This window comes from Pseudomonas sp. G1002 (genome assembly GCF_013385455.1).
Taxonomy (GTDB): Bacteria; Pseudomonadota; Gammaproteobacteria; order Pseudomonadales; family Pseudomonadaceae; genus Aquipseudomonas.
Map to the genome: position 1 here is coordinate 1 of NZ_JACAPY010000020.1, position 25,192 is coordinate 25,192.

Annotated in this window: 22 protein-coding genes; 13 read left to right on the top strand and 9 right to left on the bottom strand. The window is 62.9% G+C overall.

The window, feature by feature from the left end:
• Nucleotides 1–231 precede the first annotated feature (231 nt).
• On the top strand, nt 232–1,134 hold the full coding sequence (locus tag HX801_RS10445; RefSeq protein WP_003208975.1) for a LysR family transcriptional regulator: 903 nt from the start codon (nt 232–234) through the stop codon (nt 1,132–1,134).
• A gap of 9 nt (nt 1,135–1,143) precedes the next feature.
• Here HX801_RS10445 and HX801_RS10450 read toward each other — a convergent pair whose 3' ends face one another.
• The 7 genes from HX801_RS10450 to HX801_RS10480 all read right to left on the bottom strand — a co-directional run bounded on the left by HX801_RS10450 (nt 1,144) and on the right by HX801_RS10480 (nt 9,272).
• Nucleotides 1,144–2,490 (bottom strand): OprD family outer membrane porin, encoded by a 1,347-nt coding sequence (locus HX801_RS10450; protein WP_102368688.1) that lies wholly within the window; start codon nt 2,488–2,490, stop codon nt 1,144–1,146.
• Nucleotides 2,491–2,591: 101 nt separating this feature from the next.
• The gene (locus HX801_RS10455; RefSeq protein WP_008436037.1) at nt 2,592–3,944 is read right to left on the bottom strand and encodes a citrate-proton symporter; all 1,353 of its coding nucleotides are present in this window, start codon (nt 3,942–3,944) and stop codon (nt 2,592–2,594) included.
• A gap of 95 nt (nt 3,945–4,039) precedes the next feature.
• A complete protein-coding gene (locus tag HX801_RS10460; RefSeq protein ID WP_008436038.1) occupies nt 4,040–5,428 on the bottom strand; it encodes an amidase in 1,389 nt (462 codons plus the stop codon).
• Nucleotides 5,429–5,609: 181 nt separating this feature from the next.
• On the bottom strand, nt 5,610–6,437 hold the full coding sequence (locus tag HX801_RS10465) for a hypothetical protein (RefSeq protein ID WP_087694888.1): 828 nt from the start codon (nt 6,435–6,437) through the stop codon (nt 5,610–5,612).
• A 3-nt stretch (nt 6,438–6,440) separates the two neighbouring features.
• On the bottom strand, nt 6,441–6,629 hold the full coding sequence (locus HX801_RS10470; protein WP_003208968.1) for a hypothetical protein: 189 nt from the start codon (nt 6,627–6,629) through the stop codon (nt 6,441–6,443).
• A gap of 121 nt (nt 6,630–6,750) precedes the next feature.
• Nucleotides 6,751–7,329 (bottom strand): helix-turn-helix domain-containing protein, encoded by a 579-nt coding sequence (locus HX801_RS10475; protein ID WP_371316563.1) that lies wholly within the window; start codon nt 7,327–7,329, stop codon nt 6,751–6,753.
• Nucleotides 7,317–9,272: an FAD-dependent oxidoreductase gene (locus HX801_RS10480; RefSeq protein WP_177022035.1), complete on the bottom strand. Its 1,956-nt coding sequence runs from the start codon at nt 9,270–9,272 to the stop codon at nt 7,317–7,319. The genes HX801_RS10475 and HX801_RS10480 overlap by 13 nt, the downstream gene beginning before the upstream one ends.
• A gap of 131 nt (nt 9,273–9,403) precedes the next feature.
• Here HX801_RS10480 and HX801_RS10485 point away from each other — a divergent pair, with 131 nt between their 5' ends.
• The 11 genes from HX801_RS10485 (at nt 9,404) to HX801_RS10535 (ending at nt 22,615) form a co-directional block, all read left to right on the top strand.
• The gene (locus HX801_RS10485) at nt 9,404–10,162 is read left to right on the top strand and encodes a class II aldolase/adducin family protein (protein WP_177022036.1); all 759 of its coding nucleotides are present in this window, start codon (nt 9,404–9,406) and stop codon (nt 10,160–10,162) included.
• Nucleotides 10,163–10,203: 41 nt separating this feature from the next.
• A complete protein-coding gene (locus HX801_RS10490) occupies nt 10,204–10,842 on the top strand; it encodes a TetR family transcriptional regulator C-terminal domain-containing protein (RefSeq protein ID WP_003208961.1) in 639 nt (212 codons plus the stop codon).
• A 154-nt stretch (nt 10,843–10,996) separates the two neighbouring features.
• On the top strand, nt 10,997–11,788 hold the full coding sequence (locus tag HX801_RS10495; RefSeq protein WP_177022037.1) for an enoyl-CoA hydratase/isomerase family protein: 792 nt from the start codon (nt 10,997–10,999) through the stop codon (nt 11,786–11,788).
• A gap of 41 nt (nt 11,789–11,829) precedes the next feature.
• A complete protein-coding gene (locus HX801_RS10500; RefSeq protein WP_008436052.1) occupies nt 11,830–12,990 on the top strand; it encodes an acyl-CoA dehydrogenase family protein in 1,161 nt (386 codons plus the stop codon).
• An 18-nt stretch (nt 12,991–13,008) separates the two neighbouring features.
• Nucleotides 13,009–15,108 carry an acetate--CoA ligase family protein gene (locus tag HX801_RS10505; protein ID WP_177022038.1) on the top strand — a complete coding sequence of 700 codons (2,100 nt, stop codon included), beginning with the start codon at nt 13,009–13,011 and terminating at the stop codon, nt 15,106–15,108.
• 11 nt (nt 15,109–15,119) lie between these two features.
• The gene (locus HX801_RS10510) at nt 15,120–16,730 is read left to right on the top strand and encodes a 5-guanidino-2-oxopentanoate decarboxylase (RefSeq protein ID WP_177022039.1); all 1,611 of its coding nucleotides are present in this window, start codon (nt 15,120–15,122) and stop codon (nt 16,728–16,730) included.
• Nucleotides 16,731–16,742: 12 nt separating this feature from the next.
• A complete protein-coding gene (locus HX801_RS10515) occupies nt 16,743–18,329 on the top strand; it encodes an ABC transporter substrate-binding protein (protein WP_177022040.1) in 1,587 nt (528 codons plus the stop codon).
• Between the two features lie 165 nt (nt 18,330–18,494).
• Entirely contained in the window at nt 18,495–19,454 is a 960-nt protein-coding gene (locus HX801_RS10520; protein WP_003208950.1) for an ABC transporter permease, read from the top strand.
• Nucleotides 19,455–19,457: 3 nt separating this feature from the next.
• The gene (locus tag HX801_RS10525) at nt 19,458–20,285 is read left to right on the top strand and encodes an ABC transporter permease (protein WP_177022041.1); all 828 of its coding nucleotides are present in this window, start codon (nt 19,458–19,460) and stop codon (nt 20,283–20,285) included.
• Between the two features lie 2 nt (nt 20,286–20,287).
• A complete protein-coding gene (locus HX801_RS10530) occupies nt 20,288–21,907 on the top strand; it encodes an ABC transporter ATP-binding protein (RefSeq protein ID WP_177022042.1) in 1,620 nt (539 codons plus the stop codon).
• 9 nt (nt 21,908–21,916) lie between these two features.
• Nucleotides 21,917–22,615, top strand: a complete 699-nt coding sequence (locus HX801_RS10535) for an NAD(P)H-dependent oxidoreductase (RefSeq protein WP_177020177.1) — start codon at nt 21,917–21,919, stop codon at nt 22,613–22,615.
• Between the two features lie 124 nt (nt 22,616–22,739).
• On the opposite strand, the gene HX801_RS10540 is transcribed toward HX801_RS10535, so the two are convergent.
• Together HX801_RS10540 and HX801_RS32005 are read right to left on the bottom strand one after the other, a co-directional pair.
• Nucleotides 22,740–23,816 carry a 3-deoxy-7-phosphoheptulonate synthase gene (locus tag HX801_RS10540; protein ID WP_003208943.1) on the bottom strand — a complete coding sequence of 359 codons (1,077 nt, stop codon included), beginning with the start codon at nt 23,814–23,816 and terminating at the stop codon, nt 22,740–22,742.
• A gap of 338 nt (nt 23,817–24,154) precedes the next feature.
• Entirely contained in the window at nt 24,155–24,289 is a 135-nt protein-coding gene (locus HX801_RS32005) for a hypothetical protein (RefSeq protein WP_017475425.1), read from the bottom strand.
• Between the two features lie 145 nt (nt 24,290–24,434).
• Between HX801_RS32005 and HX801_RS10545 the strand changes: the two genes are divergently transcribed.
• Nucleotides 24,435–25,187, top strand: coding sequence for a carbon-nitrogen hydrolase family protein (locus HX801_RS10545; RefSeq protein WP_177022062.1), 753 nt, complete (start codon nt 24,435–24,437; stop codon nt 25,185–25,187).
• Nucleotides 25,188–25,192: the final 5 nt, after the last annotated feature.

Genomic DNA, 25,192 nt, shown 5'->3' on the forward strand with positions numbered 1-25,192 from the left:
CCTGCGATGGCATCAACTGGGTGTACCTGATGCACCGAGTTGTCTGCATCGCAGGCAAGCCAGCTCCCACAGAAAAGCAGATTTGCTTTTGATCTTGATCTGAGCGAACGCGGGTAGTGCAGAGCGAGTAAACCGGCAGGACGCCGTGACCGAAGAAACGGATATGTACACCCGCATGGCGCAGTAATTGCGTCCTCCCCAATCCACCCCCCCAAAAAAGGAGCACCCCCCATGCAACTACGCGCCTTGCGATATTTCCACGAGGTCGCCCGCTGCGCCTCCCTGCGTAAGGCCGCCGAACGTCTTTACGTCACCCCCACCGCCGTCAGCCGCCAGATCGAACACCTGGAACACTTCTTCGGCGCCGCCCTGATTGAGCGCGGCCCCCGCGGCATCCGCCTCACCGCCGAGGGCGAGTGCCTGGCCGAACAAGTCACCTCAACCCTGCGCGGCCTCGACCAGGTACGCGAAGTCATCGCCAGCCGCCAAAGCCAGGTGGCCGGTAACATCAGCATCCATGTGTCAGAAAGTATCGTTTCCACCGTGCTCGCCCCGGTGCTCGCCACCTTCTACCGCGCCCACCCCAAGGTCACCTTCAACATCGTGATCGCCAGCGCCTCGGCCACCCTCGACGCCCTGTGCAGCGGCGAGGCGGACCTGGGCCTGGCGTTCTACCTGCAAGAGCGCGCCGACGTCGAAGTCACCGCCCACTGCCAGTTATGGCACCGGGTGCTGGTCAGCGCCGAACACCCCTTCGCCCAGCGCGACAGCATCGAATTGAGCGAACTGCAAGGCCAGCCCCTGGCGATTCCCGACTCGGCCTACGGCGTGCGCCAGGCCCTGGAAGTGGCGGCAAAAAAACGCGGCGTCACCCTCGAACCGGTGTTCACCACCAGTTCCCTGGAAGTGCAGAAGAGCCTGGCCCGGCAACGGGCAGCGGTGCTGATTTTGCCCCAGGTCGAGGCAGACGTGCGGGACCTGGGCGACGGCCTGGTCGCCGTGCCGATCGCCGATGAAGACCTCGGCCGCATCCGCATCGACCTCTGCGTGTACCGCAACCGCCCCCGCTCGGTGGCGGTGCTCAAGTGCCAGGAAATGCTGGCGGGGGCGATGCAGCGTTGTTCGCTGAACTGAGCCTGAGCCTCAGAAGATGTTGATCGGCACATTGGCGACGAGGCGGAACTCATCGTAGCTGCCGTCAATCTGCCCGCCGCTGGCGCGATGGTTGTAGACGATGGTGCGCAGTACGGTGTTCTTGAGTGTTCCGGACTGAATCACATAGGCCAGCATCAAGCCGTTTTCGTTGTGCTTGGCGCCATCCAGGCTGCGCACGTTGTAGCCGGTGTTGTGGCCGTTGCGGTCGCCATCGTAATGGGTGCCGTCGATGTCCCAACCCTTGGCGTGCCACAGGCTGGCGGTGAGGCCGGGCACACCGTAGGCGGCGAAGTCCAGGTCGTAGCGCAACTGCCAGGACTTTTCGTTGGGGCCGTTGTAGTCCGAGTACAGCGAGTTGGCCATGTAGTTGCCGGTGGACTCCCACACGTAGTCGAAGTATTCGTTGCCGAATACCTGCTGCCAGGCCAGGGTCAGGCTGTGGGCCAGGTGCGTGGCGGTGAAGGCCAGGCTGGCGGCGTTATTGTCGATGTAGCCGAGGTTTTTGTCGCCCGAGTCGCTGGTGTGGTAGTAGTTGAAGGCGGTCTTCAAGGCGATGTCGCTCTTGTCACCGATGCGGTGGGTCAGGCCGACGTAGGTCTGGTCCCACATGTCTTCGAAACGCGACGCGTAGACGCTGGCTTCCAGCCCGTAACCCGGTTTTACCGTGGCTCCCAGGTAGCTGATGCGTGCGCCGCTGTAGGCGCGGTTGCCGAAGGTGGTGGTGAGCTTTTCGGCGCCGGTGCCGGTGCGCGGAATCGCCCGCTCGAAGCTGCCGCCCTGCACCGACAGCCAGTCGAATTCGTTGCTGAACAAGCCCACGCCCTGGAAGCTGGAGGGCAGGGCGCGGTTGTCCTTGTAACGCAGGATCGGATTGTCGGTCATCAGCCGGCCAGCCTTGATCTCGGTGCTGGACAGGCGAAAACGCACGTCGCCCACCCCCAGGCGGCTCCAAGTGGGAATCGCATCGCCGTCGCCGTCCACCAGCACCCGGTCGCCGCCATTGGCCACCTTGCCGTGGCCGCGTTCCAGGTTGACCGCGCTGAAGATCCCCGCGTCCACACCCACGCCAATCAGGCCCTGGGTGTAGCCGGAGCTGTACTTGAGCATGCTGGTCTGCACCCAGGTTTCCCGTACACGCGTGGGCTCGACGCCGCCGGCTTTCTTGATGCTCAAGTGGGTGGTGCGTTGGGTGTGCTGGTTGGAATAGTAGTGACGCAGGTTCAGGTCCAGGGTGCTGCCTTCGAGGAAGCCCGGTGCGCTGGCCTGGGCGTTTTCCTGGGCGAAAGCCTGGGTGCTGGACGCCAGGGTGACGGCCAGCAAAAGACGTGGATACATGGTAAATCCCCATACAAATCAGACGTAAGGCGACCGTCCCGGCAGGCCTTCAGGTGCTGCTGGTCGGTGGCGAAAAGACGCGGGACAGTGGGAAAAGGTATTCAGCGAACCGAAGCTTCTGTGAGCCGGGTTTCGCGGGCCGGGCTGCCGGGCAGCGGCGGACGGGTTTCCTTGGCGAACCAGGCGGCGGTGAGGCACACCAGGTTGGCGATCAGCAGGTACCAGACCGGCGACATCGGGTCGCCGGTGGTGCCGATCAGCCAGGTGATGATGATCTGCGCGGTGCCGCCAAACGCCGCCACACCGAAGGCGTAGACGATGGAGAAACCGGTGGAGCGCACGGATTTCGGGAAGCTTTCCACCAGCAACACGATCAGCGCCGCGCCACTCATGCCGTGCAGGCCCGAGAGTACCGCCAGGGTCAGCAGGAAGGTCGCCGGGCTTGGGTGCTCGGTCATCAGTTGCAGGGCCGGGAACAAAATCAACAGCAACACCACCCGCGGTGTCATCAGGATCGTACGGCGCCCGAAGCGGTCGCAGAGCATGCCGCCGGCCACCGCGCACACGGCCATCGCTGCGCCGGCCACCAGGGTCGAGAGCATCGAGATGCTGGTGGGCAGCTTCAGTTCGGTGAGGGCGAAGGTGGTCATGTAGTTGAGGAAGTACTGGGTGATGGTGCTGCCGGAAAGGATCAGCAACCCCAGCACCAGTGCGCGCCGGTGCTTGCCGCAGACTTCCCGTACCAGGTCGCCGGTGCTGGTCTGCTCGCCGTGGCCGTGGAAGGTTTCGGCGAGGTTGCGGCGGATGTAGATGCCGATCGGCAACACCAGCAGGCCGAACACGAACGGCACGCGCCAGCCCCAGCTGTTGAGGTCTTCCGGGGACATGACCTTGGTCAGGGTGAACCCTACCAGCCCGGCCACCATGGCTGCGACGCCCTGGGCGACTACTTGCCAGCAGGCGTAGGTCCCGCGTTTGTGGGGTGGCGCCGCTTCGAGGATGTAGGTGGTGGCGGGGCCGGCTTCACCGCCCCAGGCCAGGCCCTGGATCATGCGGGTGAGTACCAGCAGGATCGGCGCCGCGATACCGATGGTCTCGTAACCGGGCAATATCGCGATGCTGCCGGTGCCCACGGCCATCATCACCAGGGTCAACAGCATCGCCGGTTTGCGCCCGACGCGGTCGGCGTAGGCGCCGATCAGTACTGCGCCCAGGGGCCGGACGATAAAGCCGATACCGAACGCCGTGACCGACAGCATCAGGCTGACGAAGGCGCTGTCGGACGGGAAGAACGTGTGGCCGATCATCACCGCAAAGGTTGCGTACACACCAAAGTCGAAAAACTCCACGGCGTTGCCCAGGACCACGGCGAAGATGCTCTTTTTGCCGGCGTCCGGGGACGGTGTTTCGGGTGCGTGATCAGGATCGGATCGTGTCAATTGCTCAGTGTGCATACCAGCCCCTCGATTTTAGTTATAGGTCGTCCGAGCTCCAGGCCAAGAGGGCCCGGAGCTGGCGTGTGGGTGGGCAGTTCTTACAGCGTCAAAAGTCAGGAAGGATTCGGCCAGTGGTGGATTGCGCCACGCCAGCTCTCGTAGGTTTTAGCGATTTGCAGCAGCCATTGATCGGCAAAACGCGGGGCGATCATCTGCAGGCCGATGGGCATGCCATCGGCGGCGAAACCGCAGTTGATCGACAACGCCGGTTGCTCGCCCATGTTCCACGGCACCGTGAACACGATGTGTTCGAACGGCAGTTGCGGGTTGTTGCTCGGTGATGGCCACTCGGCCGGGAAGGCATTGACCTGGTTAGTGGGGGACAGCACCAGGTCGAGTTCGGTGAACACCTGCGCGGCGCGGCGGCGCATTTCAAAGGTCTGGTTGAAACCCTTTACGGCTTGTACGCCGCTGATCTCGGCGCCCGGCGCGGCCCAGTCGCGGATGTACGGCAAGACCTTGTCGAACTGCTCGCTGCTCAGGGCCGACAAATCGCCCCACTGGCGGGCGCGCCAGAAATGGTCGAGGCCATCGAGTTGTGCGCGGTCCATGATTGGCGGGATCAGCGTGACCTTGGCGCCGTGGGCTTCGAACAGCCGCGCGGCTTGCTCCACGGCTTCACAGACGAAGCCCTCAGGCTGCATGCCTGCGCCGGGTTCAAGCATCAGGCCGACGCGCAGGCCCCTGACCGACAGCGGCTGGTTACTCCACTGGGTGGTGAGCGGCGGAAGGCTGGTGGCATCGCGGGCATCGGGGCGGGCCAGGTGTTGCATCAACAGCACGCAATCATCGACGGTGCGGGTCATGGGCCCGGCGGCGCGGCCGGTGTAGTACGGGTCGATGGGGATGCGGCCCAGGGTCGGCTTGAATCCCACCAAGCCGCACCAGGCGGCGGGCAGGCGCACCGAGCCACCGATGTCGGTGCCCACGTGCAGCGGGCCGTAACCGGCGGCGGCCGCTGCGGCGGCACCGGAGCTGGAACCGCCGGTGTTGTTGGCGGTGTTCCACGGGTTGCGGGTGATGCCGTGGAAGCTCGACAGGCCGGAAGACAGCATGCCGAAGTCCGGGTTGGTGGTCTTGGCCAGGATTATCGCGCCCGCTTCACGCATGCGGGCTGCGGGCGGTGCGTCCCTGAGGGCCGGGGTCAGGCGGGTGGCCGCGCTGCCGAGGGGAATGGGCACGCCTTCGGTGGCGATCAATTCCTTGAGAGTCACCGGTACGCCATCAAGGGCGCCGTTGGGTTGGCCCTTGTTCCAGCGCTCGGTGGAGGCCTGGGCCTGCTGGCGCACCTGTTGCGGGTCGAAGGCATAGAGCGCGTTGATCTGCGGCTCCCAGCGGTCGATGTGGGCCAGGAGCTGGTCGTAGTAGTCGATGGGCGCGAGTTGCCGGCTGGCAAATTGCGCCAACAGTTCGGCGGCCGTAAGGGTATGCAGGTCAGTCATCGAACGCTTCCTTGTGATGGGCCGGCTGGCTCATGGCGGGTTGCAGTAGGAACGACTATATAAACCCCGGTGTGAAGCGGCCATCACAATCGGTGCAGTTCAGTGTTGCGTTTTTGTGTGCACTGAAACCGGCGGGTAGATGTGGGAATGGCTGGAAGGTTTACTGTTTGGCGGGAGGACCTCAGGCGCAGGCACCTGGCGTCTTTTTCCTGCGTGCCGACTCACGACGATAGCTCCGGATAGGCTGGGGTTTCGCCCGTATGCGGGATTGGAAAGACATCCACGTCGCAGGGTCAAAGCGGGTGGCTGATACCACCGCTTCCTGGAGCAGCATGATGGAAATAGCGTCTGACGCGTCCGGGTATTCAGTATCGAGGATGATTTCCAAGGTGTCCTTGTCGCGATAGCCGCTGCAGGTCGGAATCAGACTGAAGGCGTGATCTATACCTTCGGACTCATTCGGCTCGCAGATGGATGAAACAACGCCCACATAAACATTCCGATCGTTCAGCGTGAACATGCATTGAGAGCCGCGCGCAATGGATTCCCTGAGTAGGGTCCTGAGGGGGCGCCCCGTTAGAAGCTCGAGCATCAATTGCTGGTTCAGTTCCTCCTCTGAAGCAAGTTGCAGTCTTCGTCGACGCCAGCGCACAAATAATCGCGCCCAGCAGTAGGGAATGATCATGGCTGTCAGGCCGACCTGGAGCAAAAATACCCAGAGGCCATGATTTCTCTCGGTGGCAATATCCAGCTCTATCAGCAGCTTGCCCAGATAAGCACTGTAATCAATGGGGATTGTCTGGCCAGCCAGTTGCAGCGGCTGTTTGGACAGGCAAAGAATCAAAGTGGTCAGTACGAACGACAGTACGAGGCAGGTCCAGCCTAATCTTGCGACCTGTAGATAGAGTAACTGGCCTTCAAAGCGGTGGAGGCGGCAGTAATGGCCGGGGTGTTTCAAACACACCAAATAGCCACTCACCAGTAACGGCAGTATCAGTAGTAGCCCCATGGGTTATTTGAATATCAGTTCACGTATCTTGCGCTTGTGTTCCTTGAACTCGGGTGAGTTGGCGATTTCCGCCGGGTCGACAGAAATACCCCACTCACCCACTATCCTCATGGTTTTGTACCGCTTGATAGCCCTGATATTTTCCAGATCTTCCTCAGTGGGTTTCTTGAACCACGCAAACGACTCAAACATGACCGGCACCCTCATAAAAAGTAGTCGGTTTTATAGCAAGAGCCGTTTTTACCGACTACTGATGGCCCCCATCCAGAACTCCCCGCGTATCGTAGGAAACGTCCTTAGTTGCCCCAACGGTCTAAAACGTCGGCGGCGTAATCACCCAGATCACCACCGCATCCACCTTTCCGGGGTTGCCATACCGATGGGGCTCACTGCTGGAGAAGCTGAAACTGTCCCCTTCAACCAGCTGAAAATGCCGCTCGCCCACCCATAACTCAAACGTTCCGCTCAACACATAACCCGCCTCTTCACCCTCATGGCTATAGCTCTGCTGGCTATAGGTGCCCGGTGGAAAGCGCGAGTGCAGCATCTCCAATTGATGATTGGGCAGGGGCGTCAGCAACTGGTCGACGATCCCGTCCTCATAGTGAATGCTCTGGCGATTGTTCCTGCGCACCACAAAACCTTCATCCTCCGCTGCCGGCGTGGTCTCGCTGGCAAAAAACCACTGGATCGTCACCCCCAGGCTGCGGGCAATGTTGAACAGGGCCGGGATCGACGGGTAGGCGAGGTTGCGTTCCAGTTGGCTGATATAGCCGGCCGTCAATTCGCTCATCTGCGCCAATTCGGTAAGCGTCATGCCCCGGGCCTTGCGCAAGCCGCGGATGCGGGTGCCGAGAAACAGTTGTGGAGGTTGGTCGTTCAAATGTCCCACGCTACTTTCAATCCTTCATAAATCGCCTCTTCGGCGGTACGCGGCGCCAGGCAATCGCCGATCCGCGTGAACGCCACCAGGCCTTCCAGTTCTGCGCCCAGAGTGTCCACCGGCTGGTGGCCTTGGCACAACACCAGGGTGTCGATATTTTCCAGCAACATCGGCTCGCCGCTGGCGGTGTGTTGCAGGTAGACGGTAGTGTCGTCGCAGCCGTACAAACGGGCGTAAGGGATGATCGGAATGCCCAGCCGATGCAGTTCGCCGGCCAGTTGGTCACGCACGTACAACGGCAGGTTTTCCCCGCAATGGGTGCCGTTCACCGCCAGTTGCACCTGATGGCCGGCGCGGGTGAGGCGCTCGGCAATGCCCGGGCCGATCCAGTCGCAACGCCAGTCCACGACGACCACCGAACGGCCCAGTTGCACCTCATCGCGCAGCACTTGCCAGGCATCCACCACCTGTAGCTCGCCGCCGCGTTCGAAGGCCGGCCAGTAGGGCTCGGCGCCGGTGGCGATGATCACCCGGTCAGGTTGTTCGCGTTCCACCAATGCGCGGTCGACGCGGGTGTTGCGCACCACGCGGACCCCGGCCAGTTCCATCTCGCGCTGCAGGTTGGTACTGGCCCCGCCGAACTCGCTGCGTCGGGGCAGTAACTGCGCCAGAAGCACTTGGCCGCCCAATTGGGCACTGGCTTCATACAAGGTCACCTCATGTCCGCGCTGCGCCGCCACCGCTGCCGCTTTCATCCCTGCCGGGCCGCCACCGGCGACCATGATCCGCTGGCGTCGCAGTGCCGGTTGCAGTTGGCCAAACTGCAATTCGCGGCCGGTCTCGGGATGCTGGATGCAGGAGATCGGCAGGCCTTTGTGGAAGTGGCCGATGCACGCCTGATTGCAGGCGATGCAGGCGCGTACATCCCCGGCATGGCCGCTTGAGGTCTTGGCCGGCATGCGCGGGTCGCAGATCAGCGCGCGGGTCATCCCGCACACATCGGCCTGGCCGCGTTGCAGCATCAGTTCGGCCTCCTGGGGCTGGTTGATGCGCCCGGTGACGAACAGCGGAATCGACAGGTGCGTCTTGAACGTCGCCGCTTCTGTCGCCAGGTACGCCGGGGCAATGGCCATGGGCGGCACGATATGGATCGCGCCGCCGAGGGAGGCCGAGGTGCCGGCAACGATGTGCACATAATCCAGGTGTGATTGCAGCTGTTGCACGGCGGCCAGGGAATCCTCTTCGGTCAGGCCTTCGGGGTCGCGTTCATCGGCAGAAATGCGCAGCCCGATGATGAAGTGCTCGTCGGTTTCGGCACGCACCGTGGCGATGATTTCCCGCAGGAAACGCAGGCGTTGTTCCAGCTCGCCGTTGTAGCCGTCGGTGCGGCGATTCACCCGCGGGTTGAGAAATTGCGCGGGCAGGTAACCATGGCTGGCGACCACTTCCACACCGTCAATCCCGGCCTGATACAGGCGCCTTGCCGCAGCGCTGTAGCCGGCGACGATCTCGTCGATCATTGTCTGGTCAAGGGCGCGCGGCATCACCCGGAAGCGTTCGTTGGGCACCCCGGAAGCCGAGTAAGCCACCGCCAGCAAACCGTCGGCCGACTCCATGATTTCCCGTCCTGGATGGAAAATCTGCGACAGCACCACGGTGCCGTGGGCGTGGCAGGTTTCGGCCAGTCGGCGATAGCCGTCGATGCAGCTGTCATCGGTGGCCATCAGCACATGGGAGGTGTAGCGGGCGCTGTCGTGCACCCCGGCCACTTGCAACACAATCAACCCCACGCCGCCTTCGGCGCGTGCCCGGTGGTAGGCGATCAACTGCTCGTTGACCTGGTTGTCGGTGGGCATCGAGGTGTCGTGCCCGCTGGACATGATGCGATTTTTCAGGCGTTTGCCGCGCAGTACCAGCGGTTCAAAAAGATGCGGAAAGGCATGGGGCGACATGGTGCGGATACTCCAGGCGCTGTTGTTATTATTTTTCTATAGGAGGTCAGCCTCAGTAAAAAATCAACTTGTTTTTTTACTGGTGACTGGATTAGCGTCAACCACATCACCCACCCGCCTGGAGAATAAAAATGCCTGGGGCCACCGAACGACAGCTGCGCGAAGAGCTTGCCGCCTGCTACCGGCTGATCGCGCACTTTCGCATGAGCGATTTGATTTTCACCCATATCTCGGTGCGTATCCCGGGGCCCGAGCATCACTTTTTGATCAACCCCTATGGGCTGATGTTCGAGGAGATCACCGCCTCCAGCCTGGTGAAGATCGGCCTGGACGGACGTGCGGTCGAGGCTTCGGCCCATGGCGTCAACCCGGCGGGGTTTGTGATTCACAGCGCGATTCACGGCGCCCGCGAAGATGCGCAGTGCGTGCTGCACACCCACACCCGCGCCGGCTGTGCGGTGGCGGCACTGGAATGCGGGCTGTTGCCGGTGAACCAGATTTCCATGGAGTTCTACGGCAAGGTCGCCTACCACGACTACGAAGGCGTGGCGCTGGACATGGACGAGCAACAGCGACTGGTGCGCGACCTCGGCGACAAGCCGGTGTTGATGCTGCGCAACCATGGTTTGTTGACGGTAGGGGAGACGGTCAGCCAGGCGTTCCTGCGCATGTATTACCTGGAGAAGGCCTGCGATATCCAGATCGCCGCCCAGGCGTGCGGCAAGCTGATCCTGCCGCCTGCGCACGTGTGTGAATACACCGAGCGGCAGTTCAATGAGCCAGGCCGGCCACTGGAAGAGGGCGAACTGGCAGACCCGGACGCCATGCAACTGGCATGGGCGGCATTGCTGCGGTTACTGGATCGGGTGTCGCCGGGGTTCCGGGAGTGAGGTAGAGTCGTCCAGCCGACTCAACCCAAGGACACCGCCTCATGACCCAGGAATCCCGTTTCTCCCGCATGGAACCGGAGTTGCGCAAGGCCAATCTGGTGCAGGCGACGTTGGCCTGCCTCAAGCGCGACGGCTTCCAGGGCGCGTCGATCCGCAAGATCAGCGCCGAGGCCGGGGTGTCGGTGGGGCTGATCAGTCATCACTACTCGGGCAAGGATGAGCTGGTGGCCGAGGCCTATCGGTCAATCACCCGGCAGGTCATGGACCTGCTGCGGGATGCGATGGCCAAGGCGCCGCCCAGTCCGCGGGAGCGGCTGTCGGCGTTCTTTCGCGGCTCGTTCTCCCCCGAATTGCTCGACCCGCAACTGCTGGATGCCTGGCTGGTGTTCTGGGGGGCGGTCAAGACGGCCCCGGCGATCAACCAGGCCCACGAACACTCCTATGGCGAGTATCGCACCATCATGCGTTCGGCCTTGGTGGACATGGCCGGGGAGGAGGGCTGGAAGCAGTTCGATGCCGATTTGGCGGCCATCGCCTTGAGCGCCTTGCTCGACGGCTTGTGGCTGGAATCGGGGCTCAATCCCGGCACCTTCACCCCGGAGCAGGGCATCCAGATCTGCGAAGCCTGGGTCGATGGCTTGCAGTCGGGCGGGCGCAAGCGCTTCCAGATCAAACCCTGAACTGACGATTCCGCGCCGCCTGGACGCAATGTCCGGGCCGGCATTTTCCCCTCGAAAAATATTTGCAGTTACCCGATTGCCTCCTTACTGAACACTCGTTTAGTATCGCCCCATGTCGCACCCCTCAAGCCAATTAAAATAATTCGAGGATTCCATGACTACAGATCCGTCCGTGCTCACTCAGGTGCAGGCAGGTGTTGCCTGGATCACCCTCAATCGCGGCCCCCAGCGCAACGCCCTGGACATCCCGACCCTCAAGCACCTGCATGCCTTGCTGGACGGTTTCAACCGCGACCCGGCTGTGCGCGTGGTGGTACTGACCGGCAGCGGTCGCAGCTTCTGCGCCGGTGCCGACCTTGCCGAATGGGCCGATGCCGAAGCCCGTGGCGCCCTCGAAACCTACGGCTGGACCGAAACCGCCCACGGCCTGATGACCCGCCTGCACACCCTCGACAAACCTACCCTCGCCGCCATCAACGGCACGGCGGTCGGTGCCGGCATGGACCTCACCCTGTGCTGCGACCTGCGCGTCGCCGCGCAATCGGCACGCTTCAAGGCCGGCTACACCAGCATGGCCTACTCGCCGGACGCCGGCGCCAGCTGGCATCTGCCGCGCCTGATCGGCAGCGAGCAAGCCAAGCGCCTGCTGTTCCTCGATGAATTGTGGAGCGCCGACCGCGCCCTGGCCGCCGGGCTGGTGGGCGAAGTCGTTGCCGACGAGCAACTGCATACCCACGTCGCCGAGCTGGCCACGCGCCTGGCCAACGGCCCGACCTTTGCGTTTGCCCAGACCAAAACCCTCATCCGCGAAGGCGCCGGGCGCAGCCTGCCCGAGCAGCTCCAGGCGGAACTCGCCGCCGGCCTGCTGTGTGGACGCAGCGCCGACGGTGCTGAAGCCCTGTGCGCCTCGATGGAAAAGCGCCCACCGAACTTCTCCGGCAACTGATTCCCCTTCAAAACACCCTCGAACGATCGACAGGTAGCGCCATGAATTTCCAGCCCAGCCAAGAACAAGACATGTTGGTGGACGCGGTACGCAGTTTTGTTGCCAAGGAGTTGTTGCCCCACGAGGAGGCGGTGGACCGCGCCGATGAAGTTTCGCCGGAGCTTGCCGCGCAGATTCGTGACAAGGCCATCGCTGCCGGTTTCTATGCCTTCAACATGCCGGAAGACGTCGGCGGTGGCGGCCTGGATTACCTGTCACAGGCGTTGATTGAGCGCGAGTTGTCGAAAGTCTCCTGGGCGCTGCATGTGTTTGTCGCCCGGCCGTCGAAAATCCTCATGGCCTGCACCGGCGCGCAGATTGGCGAGTACCTGTTGCCGTGCGTGCAGGGCAAGAAGATCGACTGCTTTGCCCTGACCGAACCGGGTGCCGGTTCCGACGCCAATGCGATCAAGACCCGCGCCGTGCGCAGCGGTGATGACTTTGTGCTCAATGGCAGCAAGCACTTCATCAGCCACGCCGGCCACGCGGATTTCGCCATCGTGTTTGCCGTTACCGACACCTACGAACACAACGGTCGCCAACGCAATGCCGTGACCTCGTTCCTGGTGGACCGTGGCACGCCGGGCATGACCATTCGCCGGGGCCCCAAGTGCGTCAGCAACCGCGGCTACCACACTTATGAAATGTTCTTCGACGACTGCCGCGTACCAGCCTCCAAAGTCCTCGGCGAAGTCGGCAAAGGTTGGGAAGTCGCCAATGCCTGGCTGACCGCAGGCCGGGTGATGGTGGCTGCCAACTGCGTCGGCCAGGCCCAGCGTGCGCTGGACGTTTCCCTGCAATGGGCGGCCGACCGCAAGCAGTTCGGCCAGCCCATCGGCACCTATCAAGGCATCTCGTTCAAGCTCGCCGACATGGCCACGCAAATCCGTGCAGCCGAACTGCTGACCCTGAACACCGCCTGGAAAATGGACCAGGGCACCATGACCGACGGCGAGGCCGGCATGGCCAAGCTGTTTGCCAGTGAAGTACTGGGCAAGGTTGCCGATGAAGCAGTGCAGATCTATGGCGGCATGGGTTTGATGGACGAAGGCCCGGTGGAGCGCATCTGGCGCAACGCGCGGATCGAGCGGATCTGGGAAGGCACTTCGGAAATCCAGCGCCACATTATTGCCCGCGAACTGTTGCGGCCACTGTTGCGTTGATCGGGTCGGAGAACGCTTATGTCCCAGGCTATTCGCGACAATCTCAAGCGCCTGCTGGCGCCCCGTCACCTGGCGTTTGTCGGAGGGCGCAGCATGGCCCGTGCCCTCAAGCGCTGCGCCGAGGGTGGTTTTGCCGGCCAGATGTGGCTGGTCAACCCGCAACATGACAGCCTCGATGGCGTTCCCTGCGTGCGTCGCGTGGCCGATTTGCCGTGCGGTCCGGATGCGGTGTTTATCGCTACCAATCGCGAGCTGACCCTGACCTGTGTCGCCGAACTGGCGGCCATTGGCACCGGTGGCGCCATCTGCTACGCCTCCGGGTTTGCCGAAACCGGCGCCGAGGGCCAAGCCTTGCAGCAACAACTGCTCAAGGCCGCTGGCGAGATGGCACTGCTGGGCCCCAATTGCTATGGCCTGCTGGATTACCTGCACAGCTCGGCGTTGTGGCCGGTGGCCCATGGCGGCAAGCCGGTCGAGAAGGGCGTTGCGGTGCTGACCCAGAGCGGCAACTTTGCCTACAACCTGTCCATGAGCGACCGTTCGCTGCCGGTGGCCTATATGGCATCGGTGGGCAACCAGGCGCAGTTGGGGGTTGCCGAGTTGATGGACGTGCTGCTCGACGAGCCGCGCGTTACAGCGATTGGCTTGCACCTGGAAGGCTTGAAGAATGTGCCGGGGTTCGCCCGTGCGGCCCACAAGGCCCTGGAAAAAGGCATTCCGATCATCGCCCTGAAAACCGGGGTGTCACAGATCGGCGCCGAGTTGGCTTTGAGTCATACCAGTTCGTTGTCGGGTTCCGATGCGCTGTACGACAGTCTGTTCGCGCGCCTGGGTGTGATCCGGGTCAGCGGGCCGGTGAGTTTTGTCGAGACCCTGAAGGCGGCGGCCTGCGGTAATCTGCCGGCGGGCAACAGCCTGATCGCCCTGGCCTGTTCCGGTGGTGATGCCGGGTTGATTGCCGACTACGCCGAGCGCAACGATTTGAGCCTGCCGAAGCTCGACGAAGGCCAGCGTGAAGAGTTGGCGCAGGTGCTGCCCAGCTACGCCAACCTGGTCAACCCGCTGGATTTCACCACGGCCATCTGGGGCAACAGCGACGCGCTTAATACGATGCTCGACACGGCACTGCGCACCGAAGCGGATGCGGCAATGCTGGTGCTCGACTACCCGGCGGAATTTACCGGTGAGCGCAAGGAGTGCGACCTGCTGCTGGAGCTGTTTTGCAGTGCGCTGACTCGCCACGGCAAGACTGGCTTTGTCACCTCTGCATTTCCCGAATTGCTGCCGGCCCACGCTCGCGAGCGTCTGCATGCCCAGGGCGTTGCCGCGTTGCAAGGCGTGGAAGATGCGCTGGCGGCCTGGGGCCGGATTGCCGACTATCAAAACAATCGCCGGGCGTTGTTGGCGCGGGGTGAGTCGATACTGGTGCCGCTGTGCCCGCAAGCGCTTGAACAACACGGACAGTCGCTTGATGAGTGGGATTCCAAGCAGGCTTTACGGGCTTTCGGCCTGACCACGCCAGCCGGTGTCTTGAGCACTCCCGAGCGGGCCATCGCCGATGCCAAAGTGCTGGGTTACCCGCTGGTACTCAAGGCCGTCAGTGCCGACTTGCCGCATAAAACCGAAGCCGGCGCCGTGGCGCTCAACCTGCAGGACGGCTTCGCCTTGACTGCTGCCCTGGCTCATATGCGCGAGCAAATCGCCGCTTATGCGCCGGATGTGCCGTTCGATCAGCTGCTGCTGGAGTCCATGGCTACGCCGCCGCTGGCCGAGCTGATTGTGGGCATCAAGCGCGAAAACGACTTCGGCCTGGCGCTGGTGATCGGCGCTGGTGGAATCCTCGTGGAGTTGCTCAAGGACAGCCGCAGCCTGCTGCTGCCCACCACCGACGACGCAATCCGCAACGCCTTGCTCGGCCTGCGCAGCGCCGCATTGCTGCAAGGCTTTCGCGGACGCGAAGTGGCCGACATGGAAGCCCTGGTGGCGGCGATTCGTGCGGTGGCCGACTACGCCTGCGCCAACGCCGGGCAATTGCTGGAACTCGATGTAAACCCATTGCTGGTCAATGCCCGGGGCGCCACGGCGGTCGATGCATTGATCCGTCTCGCCCAGGCGTGAAGGAGATGACAATGCAAAGCAAAACCTTGACGGGCGGCCAGGCCCTGGTGCGATTGCTGGCCAACTATGGTGTCGACACGGTGTTCGGGATTCCCGGCGTGCACACGCTGGAGCTGTATCGCGGCTTGCCGGGCAGCGGTATTCGGCATGTGCTGACCCGCCACGAGCAGGGCGCCGGCTTCATGGCCGACGGTTATGCGCGGGTCAGCGGCAAGCCGGGCGTGTGTTTCATCATCACCGGGCCGGGGGTGACCAACGCCGCGACGGCGATCGGCCAGGCGTATGCCGACTCGATTCCGTTGCTGGTGATTTCCAGCGTCAACCACACCGCCAGCCTCGGCAAGGGCTGGGGCTGCCTGCATGAAACCCAGGACCAGCGGGCGATGACCGCGCCCATCACTGCGTTTTCGGCAGTAGCGTTGAGTGCCGAGGATTTGCCGGAGTTGATCGCGCGGGCCTACGCGGTGTTCGACAGTGAGCGACCGCGCCCGGTGCATATTTCGGTGCCGCTGGATGTACTGTCGGCGCCGATCAAACGGGACTGGAGCAATGAGGTGGTGCGCCGTCCCGGGCGCGGTTTGCCATCGGCTGAAAGTCTTGATCAGGCAGTGGCAAAACTGGCCGCGGCCAAGCGCCCGATGATCATTGCCGGTGGCGGTGCGCTGTTGGCGGCCGATGCCTTGCAGCGCTTGAGTACGCAGTTGGCGGCGCCGTTTTTCAGCAGTGTCGCCGGCAAGGGATTGTTGCCGGTGGAGCATCCGCTGAATGCCGGTTCGACCCTGTGTGTCGAGCCCGGCTGGCAGCTCATCGCCGAGGCGGATGTGGTGTTGGCCATCGGCACCGAAATGGCCGATACCGACTTCTGGCGTGAACGCCTGCCGATTAATGGCGAGCTGCTGCGGGTGGATATCGACCCGCGCAAGTTCAACGATTTCTATCCTTGCGCCGTCGCGTTGCACGGTGATGCCCAGCAAACGACGCTGGCTTTGCTGGAACGCTTGCCAGCCACGCCGCGCAACGCGGATGCCGCCACCGCTGCGGTCGCGACGTTACGCCAGGCAGTCAGCAGCGGCCATGGTCCGTTGCAACGCATTCACCAGGCGATTCTCGACCGCGTCGCCGCCGAGTTGCCCGCCAATGCCTTCATCAGCAGTGACATGACCCAACTGGCCTACACCGGTAACTACGCCTTTCCCAGCAACGCCACCCGCAGTTGGCTGCATCCCACCGGCTACGGCACCCTGGGCTATGGCCTGCCGGCCGGTATCGGCGCCAAGTTCGGCGCACCGCAACGGCCCGGCCTGGTGCTGGTGGGCGACGGCGGCTTTCTCTACACCGCCCAGGAACTGGCCACGGCCGTGGAAGAACTGGACAGCCCGCTGGTGGTGTTGCTCTGGAACAACGACGCCTTGGGTCAGATTCGCGACGACATGCTGAACCTGGACATCGAACCCATCGGCGTACTGCCGCGCAACCCGGACTTCGCCGCCCTGGCGCGGGCGTTCGGCTGCACGGTCAGCGAGCCACAGAACCTGGATGAGCTGCAGACGGATTTGCGTAACGGTTTCAAGTGCAACGGCGTGACCTTGATCGAGTTGAAGCATGCCTGTGTGAACCTTTAGAGGAGCAACACCATGAGCGAAAACAACAACAAAATGACTCAAGCGATGCACCGGCGGGACTTCCTCAAGCACAGCGCCTTGGCCGGTGCCGTGGCCGCCGCGTTTTCCATGGGCCTGCCGCTGCAGGCCTTTGCCGAGGAGGCCACTCCCAAGCCGGGCGGCGTGCTGCGCATGGGCCTGGCCGGCGGCAGCACCACCGACTCCCGCGACCCGGGATCCTGGGTCGACACCTTCACCTTCGTCGGCTTTTCGGCGGTGTACAACACCCTCACGGAAATCGCGGTGGACGGCAGCGCTATCCCCGAATTGGCCGAAAGCTTCGAGTCGACGCCCGACGCGCGCACCTGGACCTTCAAGCTGCGCCAGGGCGTGACCTTCCATAACGGCAAAAGCCTGACCGCTGACGACGTGGTGGCCTCGATCAACCATCACTTGGCAGCCAACTCCACCTCGGCGGCCAAGACGGTGATCGGCGATGTGGCCAGTGTCAGCGCCAAGGGCAGCGATGCAGTGGTGTTCGAATTGCACTCGGGCAATGCCGATTTCGCTTATGTAGTCGCCGATTACCACCTGGTGATCATGCCCGCCAAGGACGGCGCCGCCGACTGGCAGGCCGGGATCGGCACCAGCGGTTATCGCCTGAAAAGCTTCGAGCCGGGCGTACGCATGGACCTGGAGCGCAACCCTGATTACTGGAAGCCGGGCAGGGCACACTTCGCCAGCGCCGAGCTGTTGGCGATTGCCGACGGCGCAGCGCGGGTCAATGCGCTGGTCACCGGGCAAGTCGACGTGATCAACAAGGTCGACCTGAAAACCGTGGCCTTGCTCAAGCGCAATCCCACGCTGGTCATCGAAGAAACCAAGGGCGCCCAGCACTACACCTTCCCGATGTTGTGCGACAGCAACGAGTTCAAGAACAACGACATCCGCATGGCGATGAAGCATGCGATCAACCGCGAAACCCTGCTGGCCTCGGTGCTGCATGGCTATGGCCTGGTGGGCAACGACCATCCGATCCAGCCGGGCAGCCGTTTCATCAACGCCGCCCTGGAGCAGCGCACCTACGACCCGGACAAGTCGCGATTCTACCTGCGCAAGGCCGGTGTGGAGGCGCTGAAGGTGCGCCTGCAAGCTTCCGATGCCGCCTACACCGGCGCGGTGGATGCTTCGGTGCTGTTCAAGGAGCAGGCGCGCCAGGCCGGGATTGATATCGACGTGGTGCGCGAGCCGGCGGATGGCTATTTCTCCAATATCTGGATGAAGCAGCCGTTCACCACCTCGTTCTGGTACAGCAGCCTGACTGCCGACCGCATGTTCAGCATCGGCTACGCCAAGGGCGCCGCGTGGAACGAAACCCATTGGGATAACGACCGCTTCAACCAGTTGCTCAACGCAGCGCGAGGCGAGATGAACGCGCCGCTGCGCCAGGAGATGTACAACGAAATGCAGAGCCTGTGCCGGGACGACGGCGGTGCGATTGTGCCGTTGTTCGCCAGCTCCGTGGCGGCCCGCTCGAACCGCGTCAGCCATGGACCGCTGACGGCGCCGTATGGGGAACTGGATGGGTTGCGGCTGATCGAGCGGTGGTGGCAGGCGTGAAGATTTCAGATACGCCACAAATCAAATGTGGGAGCGGGCTTGCTCGCGAATGCGGTGGGTCAGTCTCTATCTGTATTGGCTGACACACCGCTTTCGCGAGCAAGCCCGCTGCCACATTGGTCCTGTGTCGCCTTCGAGAACATGCCCCACTCATGAGAACCGAACATGAATAGCCTATTCAAACTGGTACTCCAACGTCTCGCTCTCGGCCTGCTGTCGTTGTTCGCCGTCTCGGTGATCATCTTCCTGGCGGTCGGCATGCTCCCCGGTGATATCGCCCAGGCCATGCTCGGCCAGTCCGCCACGCCGGAAACCGTCGCCGCCTTTCGCGCCCAACTGGGCCTGGACCTGCCGCCCCTGAGCCGGTTCGTGCAATGGCTGCTGCGCCTCCTGCACGGCGACCTCGGCGCTTCCCTGGCCAACCAGCGGCCCATCGCCGAACTGATCGGCGCACGCCTGGGCAACACCTTGCGCCTGGCGGCACTGGCGGCGTTGGTCTCGGTGCCCCTCGCGCTGGTGCTGGGCATGCTTGCCGCGCTGTACCGCAACAGCTGGTTCGACCGCCTGCTCAACACCTCGGCCCTGAGTGCGGTGTCGTTCCCGGAGTTCTTCGTCGCCTACCTGCTGATCCTGGTGTTTTCGGTCAAGCTGGGCTGGTTTCCCAGCCTGTCCAACCTGGCGCCGGATGCCTCATTCGCCACCATTCTCGAACGTTCGGTGTTGCCGGTGGCCACCCTGAGCCTGGTGGTGATCGCGCAGATGATGCGCATGACCCGCGCCTCGCTGATCAACCTGCTGGCCAGCCCGTATATCGAAATGGCCCGGCTCAAGGGCATCAGCCAGTCGCGGATTATCTGGCGCCACGCGTTGCCCAATGCCCTGGCGCCCATCGTCAACGTGATCGCGCTCAACCTCGCGTACCTGGTGGTGGGCGTAGTGGTGGTGGAAGTAGTGTTTGTCTACCCGGGCCTCGGCCAGTTGCTGGTGGACTCGGTGTCCAAGCGCGATATCCCGGTGGTGCAGGCGTGCAGCCTGATCTTTGCCGCCACCTACATCCTGCTCAATACCGGCGCCGATGTGCTGTCCATCGCCACCAACCCACGCCTGATGCATCCCAAGGGGTAGACCATGAGCCTTCTCAGACAACTGGCCCGGGCGCCATTGAGCGCGAAGTTCGGCCTGCTGGTCATCGTGCTGTACGTGCTGGTGGCGTTATTTGCGCCGGTGCTCGCACCTTACGGGGAAACCCAGGTGGTGGGTGACGGGTTTGCGCCCTGGAGCGGCCAGTTCCTGCTGGGCACCGATAACCTTGGGCGGGACATGTTCAGCCGCCTGGTGTATGGCGCGCGCAACACCCTGGGCATCGCTTTTTTGACCACGGTGCTGGCGTTTTTGCTGGGTGGTTTGAGCGGCTTGATAGCCGCGATCAAGGGCGACTGGGTCGACCAGGGATTGTCGCGGGTGGTGGATATCCTGATGGCGATCCCGCAACTGATCTTCGCCTTGCTGATCCTCAGCGTGGTGGGCACCAATGCCACCTCGCTGGTGCTGGTGATTGCACTGCTGGATTCGACCCGGGTGTTTCGCCTGTCCCGGGCCGTGGCGATGACCGTGGTGGTGCAGGACTTCGTCGAAGCCGCCCGGCTGCGTGGGGAAGGGCTGTGGTGGCTGGTCACCCGCGAAGTGCTGCCCAATGCCGCCGCGCCATTGATTGCCGAGTTCGGCCTGCGGTTCTGTTTCGTGTTCCTGTTTATCAGCGCGCTGTCGTTCCTTGGCCTGGGCATTCAACCGCCCACCGCCGATTGGGGCAGCATGGTCCGCGACAATGCGGTGCTGATTACCTTCGGCGACATCAGCCCGTTGCTGCCGGCCCTGGCGGTGGCGTTGATCACCGTCAGCGTGAATTTTGTCGTCGACTGGATGCTGCATAAATCCAGCGGCCTGAAGGAGTGTTGAGGATGGACAAGCCACTGCTGGAAATCCGCAACCTGCAGATTGAAGGGCATTACGAAGACGCCTGGCATCCGTTGATCAAGGGTATCGACCTGACGTTGCAACGGGGTGAGGTACTGGGGCTGATTGGTGAGTCTGGCGCGGGTAAATCAACCCTGGGCCTGGCGGCCATGGGCTTTGCCCGCGACGGTTGTCGCATCACCGGTGGCTCGGTGTGCTTTGACGGCATTCAACTGTTGCAGGCCAAACCCGAAGCCTTGCGCAAGCTTCGAGGACTGCGGATTGCCTACGTGGCGCAAAGCGCTGCCGCGTCGTTCAACCCGGCCCACCGGCTGATTGACCAGCATGTGGAAACCGCCGTGATCAACGGTGGCATCAGCCGCGCCCAGGCTGAACGCGAGGCGGTGGAGTTGTACCGCGTGCTGCGCCTGCCCAATCCGGAAACCATCGGCCAGCGTTATCCGCATCAGGTCTCCGGCGGGCAACTGCAACGGGTGATGACCGCCATGGCGATGGCCTGTCACCCGGACCTGATCATCTTCGACGAACCCACCACCGCCCTCGACGTCACCACCCAGATCGAAGTGCTGGCGGCGATTCGCGATGCGGTGAAAACCTTCGGCAGTGCCGCGCTGTATATCAGCCATGACCTGGCGGTGGTCGCGCAGATGGCCGACCGCATCATGGTGCTGCGCCACGGCAAGCTGGTGGAGGAGGCCGAGACCCGCACCATGCTCAGCGCCCCGCAGCAGGACTACACCAAATCCCTGTGGGCGGTGCGCAGCTTTCGCACCGAACCCAAGGCCTGTCCCCAGCAGCAGATGCCGTTGCTGGAAGTGCGTCAGGTGTGCGCCAGCTACGGGCATCAGCCGGTGCTGCATGACGTGTCGATGAGCTTGCATCGCGGCCAGACGTTGGCGGTGATCGGTGAGTCCGGCAGCGGCAAAAGCTCCACCGCACGCCTGATTACCGGGTTGCTGCCGGCTACGGCGGGGCAGGTGCTGTATGACGGTGAAGCGTTGCCGGCGGACTTTCGTCGGCGCAGCAAGGAGCAGTTGCGACGGATCCAGATGATCTACCAGATCCCCGATACCGCGCTGAACCCGCGCCAGCGCATCGTCGACATCATCGGCCGGCCGCTGACCTTCTACCTCGGTCTCAAGGGCAAGGCCATGCGTGCCCGGGTCGCCGAGTTGCTGGAGATGATCGAGCTGGACCCGGCCACCTTCATGGAGCGTCAGCCCCGTGAGCTGTCCGGCGGCCAGAAGCAGCGGATTTGCATCGCCCGCGCTTTGGCGGCCGATCCGCAATTGATCATCTGCGATGAAGTGACCTCGGCCCTGGATCAGTTAGTGGCCGAGGGCGTGCTGAAACTGCTCAACCGCATTCAGCAGCAGTTGGGCGTGGCCTACCTGTTTATCACCCACGACGTCGCCACGGTGCGCGCCATTGCCGACGAAGTGGTGGTGATGCAGCGGGGCAGAGTGGTGGACCAGGGCAGCCGCAGCGCGATCTTCACCCCGCCGTATCAGGACTACACCGGCCTGCTGTTTTCATCGGAGCCGGAAATGGACCCCGACTGGCTCGACCATTTGCTGGCCAAACGGGCCGCGCTTACTTCTTGAGGAGTTTTTATGAAGGTGTTGATTGTCCACGCCCATCCCGAGCCGCAGTCGTTTACCGCGGCCTTGCGTGACCAGGCCACGGCTACCCTGCAAGCGCAGGGGCATGAGGTGCAGGTCAGTGATTTGTACGCGATGAACTGGAATCCCGTAGCCAGCGCCTCGGACTTCACCTCGCGGGAGAACCCCGACTACCTGGTGTATGCCCTGGAGCAGCGCCTGGGGGTGAAAAGCCAATCCATCGCGGCGGATATCCAGCAGGAGTTGGACAAGCTGCTGTGGGCCGATCTGCTGATCCTCAATTTCCCGATCTTCTGGTTCTCGGCGCCCGCGATGCTCAAGGGCTGGATTGACCGGGTGCTGGTGTCGGGCGTGTGCTACGGCGGCAAGCGGTTCTATGATCAGGGCGGGCTCGCCGGCAAGAAAGCGCTCGTCACGGTCACCCTTGGCGGGCGCGAGCATATGTTTGGCGAGGGTGCGATTCACGGGCCATTGGAGGACATGCTGCGGCCGATCCTGCGTGGCACGCTGGCGTATGTCGGGTTTGAAGTGCTGGAGCCGTTTGTGGCGTGGCATGTGCCGTATATCAGCGCCGAGGCCCGGCAGACTTTCCTGCACAGTTACCAGCAGCGATTGGAAGGGCTGGCGGATGACCAGCCGTTGGTGTTTCCGAAGTTGGCGCAGTTTGATGAGGCTCTTTATCCACTTTAGTCAAGTGAATGAAGATCCAGTGTGGGAGCGGGCTTGCTCGCGAAAGCGGTGCGCCAGTTGATGCATGTGCTGGCTGAACCACCGCATTCGCGAGCAAGCCCGCTCCCACATTTGATCTTCATTGTCAGGCGCGATTGTGTACCCGCAACCGCTCGGCAGCGCTGCGCAGCAGCTGTTCCGTGCCGTCCCAGCCCAGGCAGCCATCGGTGATCGACACGCCGTATTTCATCGACGGGCTCAATGGCTGGCAGCCTTCGAACAGGTGGCTCTCGATCATCATGCCGATCAGCGAGGTGTCGCCCTGCAGGCGCTGCTCCAGCACGTCGTTGAACACCGCCGGTTGGCGCAGCGGGTCTTTGCCGCTGTTGGCGTGGCTGCAGTCGACCATGATCCGCGGCGCGACTTTGCTCTTGGCAAGGTCGGCGTGAACCTGGGCCACGCTCTGGCGATCGTAGTTCGGCCCACGATGGCCGCCGCGCAACACGAGGTGAGTGTCGGGGTTGCCCGGGGTCTGGATGATCGCCGGATGGCCCTGGCTGTCGACACCGAAGTGACGGTGCGGGTGAGCGGCGGAGCGCATGGCGTCACAGGCGATGGCCACGCCGCCGTCGGTGCCGTTCTTGAAGCCGACGGGCATGCCGAGGCCGCTGGCCATTTCGCGGTGGATCTGCGATTCGGTGGTGCGCGCGCCAATGGCGACCCAGCTCAGCAGGTCATCGAAGTAGCCGGCAGCCATCGGTTGCAGCAGCTCGGTGGCCACCGGCAGGCCCAGGCGCAGCATTTCACGCATCAGTTCCCGGGACAGGGTCAGGCCGGCGGCCATGTCATCACTGCCATCCAGGCGCGGGTCGTACGCCAGGCCTTTCCAGCCGATGGTGGTGCGGGGTTTTTCGACGTAGGCGCGGATCACCAGCAGCATCTGGTCACTGACTTCATGGGCCAGTTTTTTCAGGTTGCGTGCGTATTCCATGGCCGATTCCGGGTCGTGGATCGAGCACGGGCCGACAATCACCAGCAGGCGTGAGTCTTCACCCTTGAGAATGGCGCGCACGGCTTGGCGATGGGCGTGGATCTGTTCATTGAGGAATGGGCTCAGGGGCAGTTGGTGCTTGAGCTCAAGGGCACTGGGCAAACGCTGGGTCAGCGCTTCATTGGCGCAGGACAGGGTGGAAACAGGCAGAGCGGCGATCGAGGCGTTCATATTCGGGCTTCCTGGGCAAGCGGCGGGCTGTTCCCGCACGCTCTGCCCTACTGGGGTGTTCGACAATTGGCCGTATTGGCTACGTGTGTTGGCTTGCCACCAATAGGTGACCGATCGGAGGCGGCAGGCTGTCCCGAACGGAGCTTGCTAAATCGCCAGGCGGTGGAGGTGTCGTAGCGGTAATAGGTGGCGTAGTTCATGGCGTGAGTCCTTTAAGTGTTCGGTGTGTGGCAAAAATAATAAGGGCTGAAAAAACAAAACCCCCGGTCGGGGAGCCGACCGGGGGTTAGATTTCTCTGGTAGGCGACCCCTTGAGTAGTGGGCGCCGATTTCAGGTATCAGGCGCGCCAGTGGCTAAACCAATACCCAAAATAAAAGCTGACCAGTGCGCTCAAACCGCTCACGCGGGCAGCCACGACCGAGCGCTGGGCGCTGGCAGCAGGGCAAACCTGAATGTGGGTGAGTTGCAACATGGTGTGTCTCCAAATGATGGGGGGAGCTTAACTGAGGCGAGCGGGTGGATTCAATCAGTAATTTCTATTGAGTGTGGGTACTTACGGCTATGACCCAAGTGTCGATATGCTGCACGGACTTCACGATGATTGCCTGGATGCGACCATGACGGCCTTGACGATTGCTGCTGCCCAATCCATTTCCGTTGCAGGCGATGTGCCCGGCAATATCGCTCGTCACTTGGCTTTCATGCGCGTGGCGGCGGAGCACGGCGTGCAGTTGCTGGTGTTTCCGGAACTGTCCCTGACCGGCTATGAACCGTCACTGGCTGCCGGGCTGGCGATCGCGCCCGGGGATGATGTAGTGGCGCCGCTGCGGGAGATGGCCCGTGAATTGCGCATTACCGCGGTGGTGGGCATGCCGATTCGCTTGGGAGCCGCCGGTGAGGTGTTGATCGGCGCGCTGGTGCTGGGGCCGGATGGTTCGGTGTCGGTCTATACCAAGCAGCATCTGCATCCCGGTGAAGACGTGGCGTTTGCTGCGGGGCAGGGCGGGGCGGCCCTTGAATGGGGGGACGACCGGATCGCCCTGGCGGTATGCGCGGATTTTTCCCACGCCAGCCACCCTCGACAGGCTGCCGAGGACGGGGCGAACATCTACGCTGCGGGTGTGCTGATCAGCGAAGGCGGCTACGCGCCGGACACCGCCTTGCTACAGGGCTATGCCGCCGAGCACCGGATGCTGGTGCTGATGGCCAACCACGGCGGTCCATCCGGTGGCTGGGCCTGCGCCGGGCGCAGCGCAATCTGGGGCGCCGACGGTGGTTTGATCGCGGCTAGCCCGGGTGTAGGCGATACGCTGGTGATTGCACGACGCGACACCGGCGGCCAGTGGCAGGGAGAACAGGTGGCAATCTAGGGAGT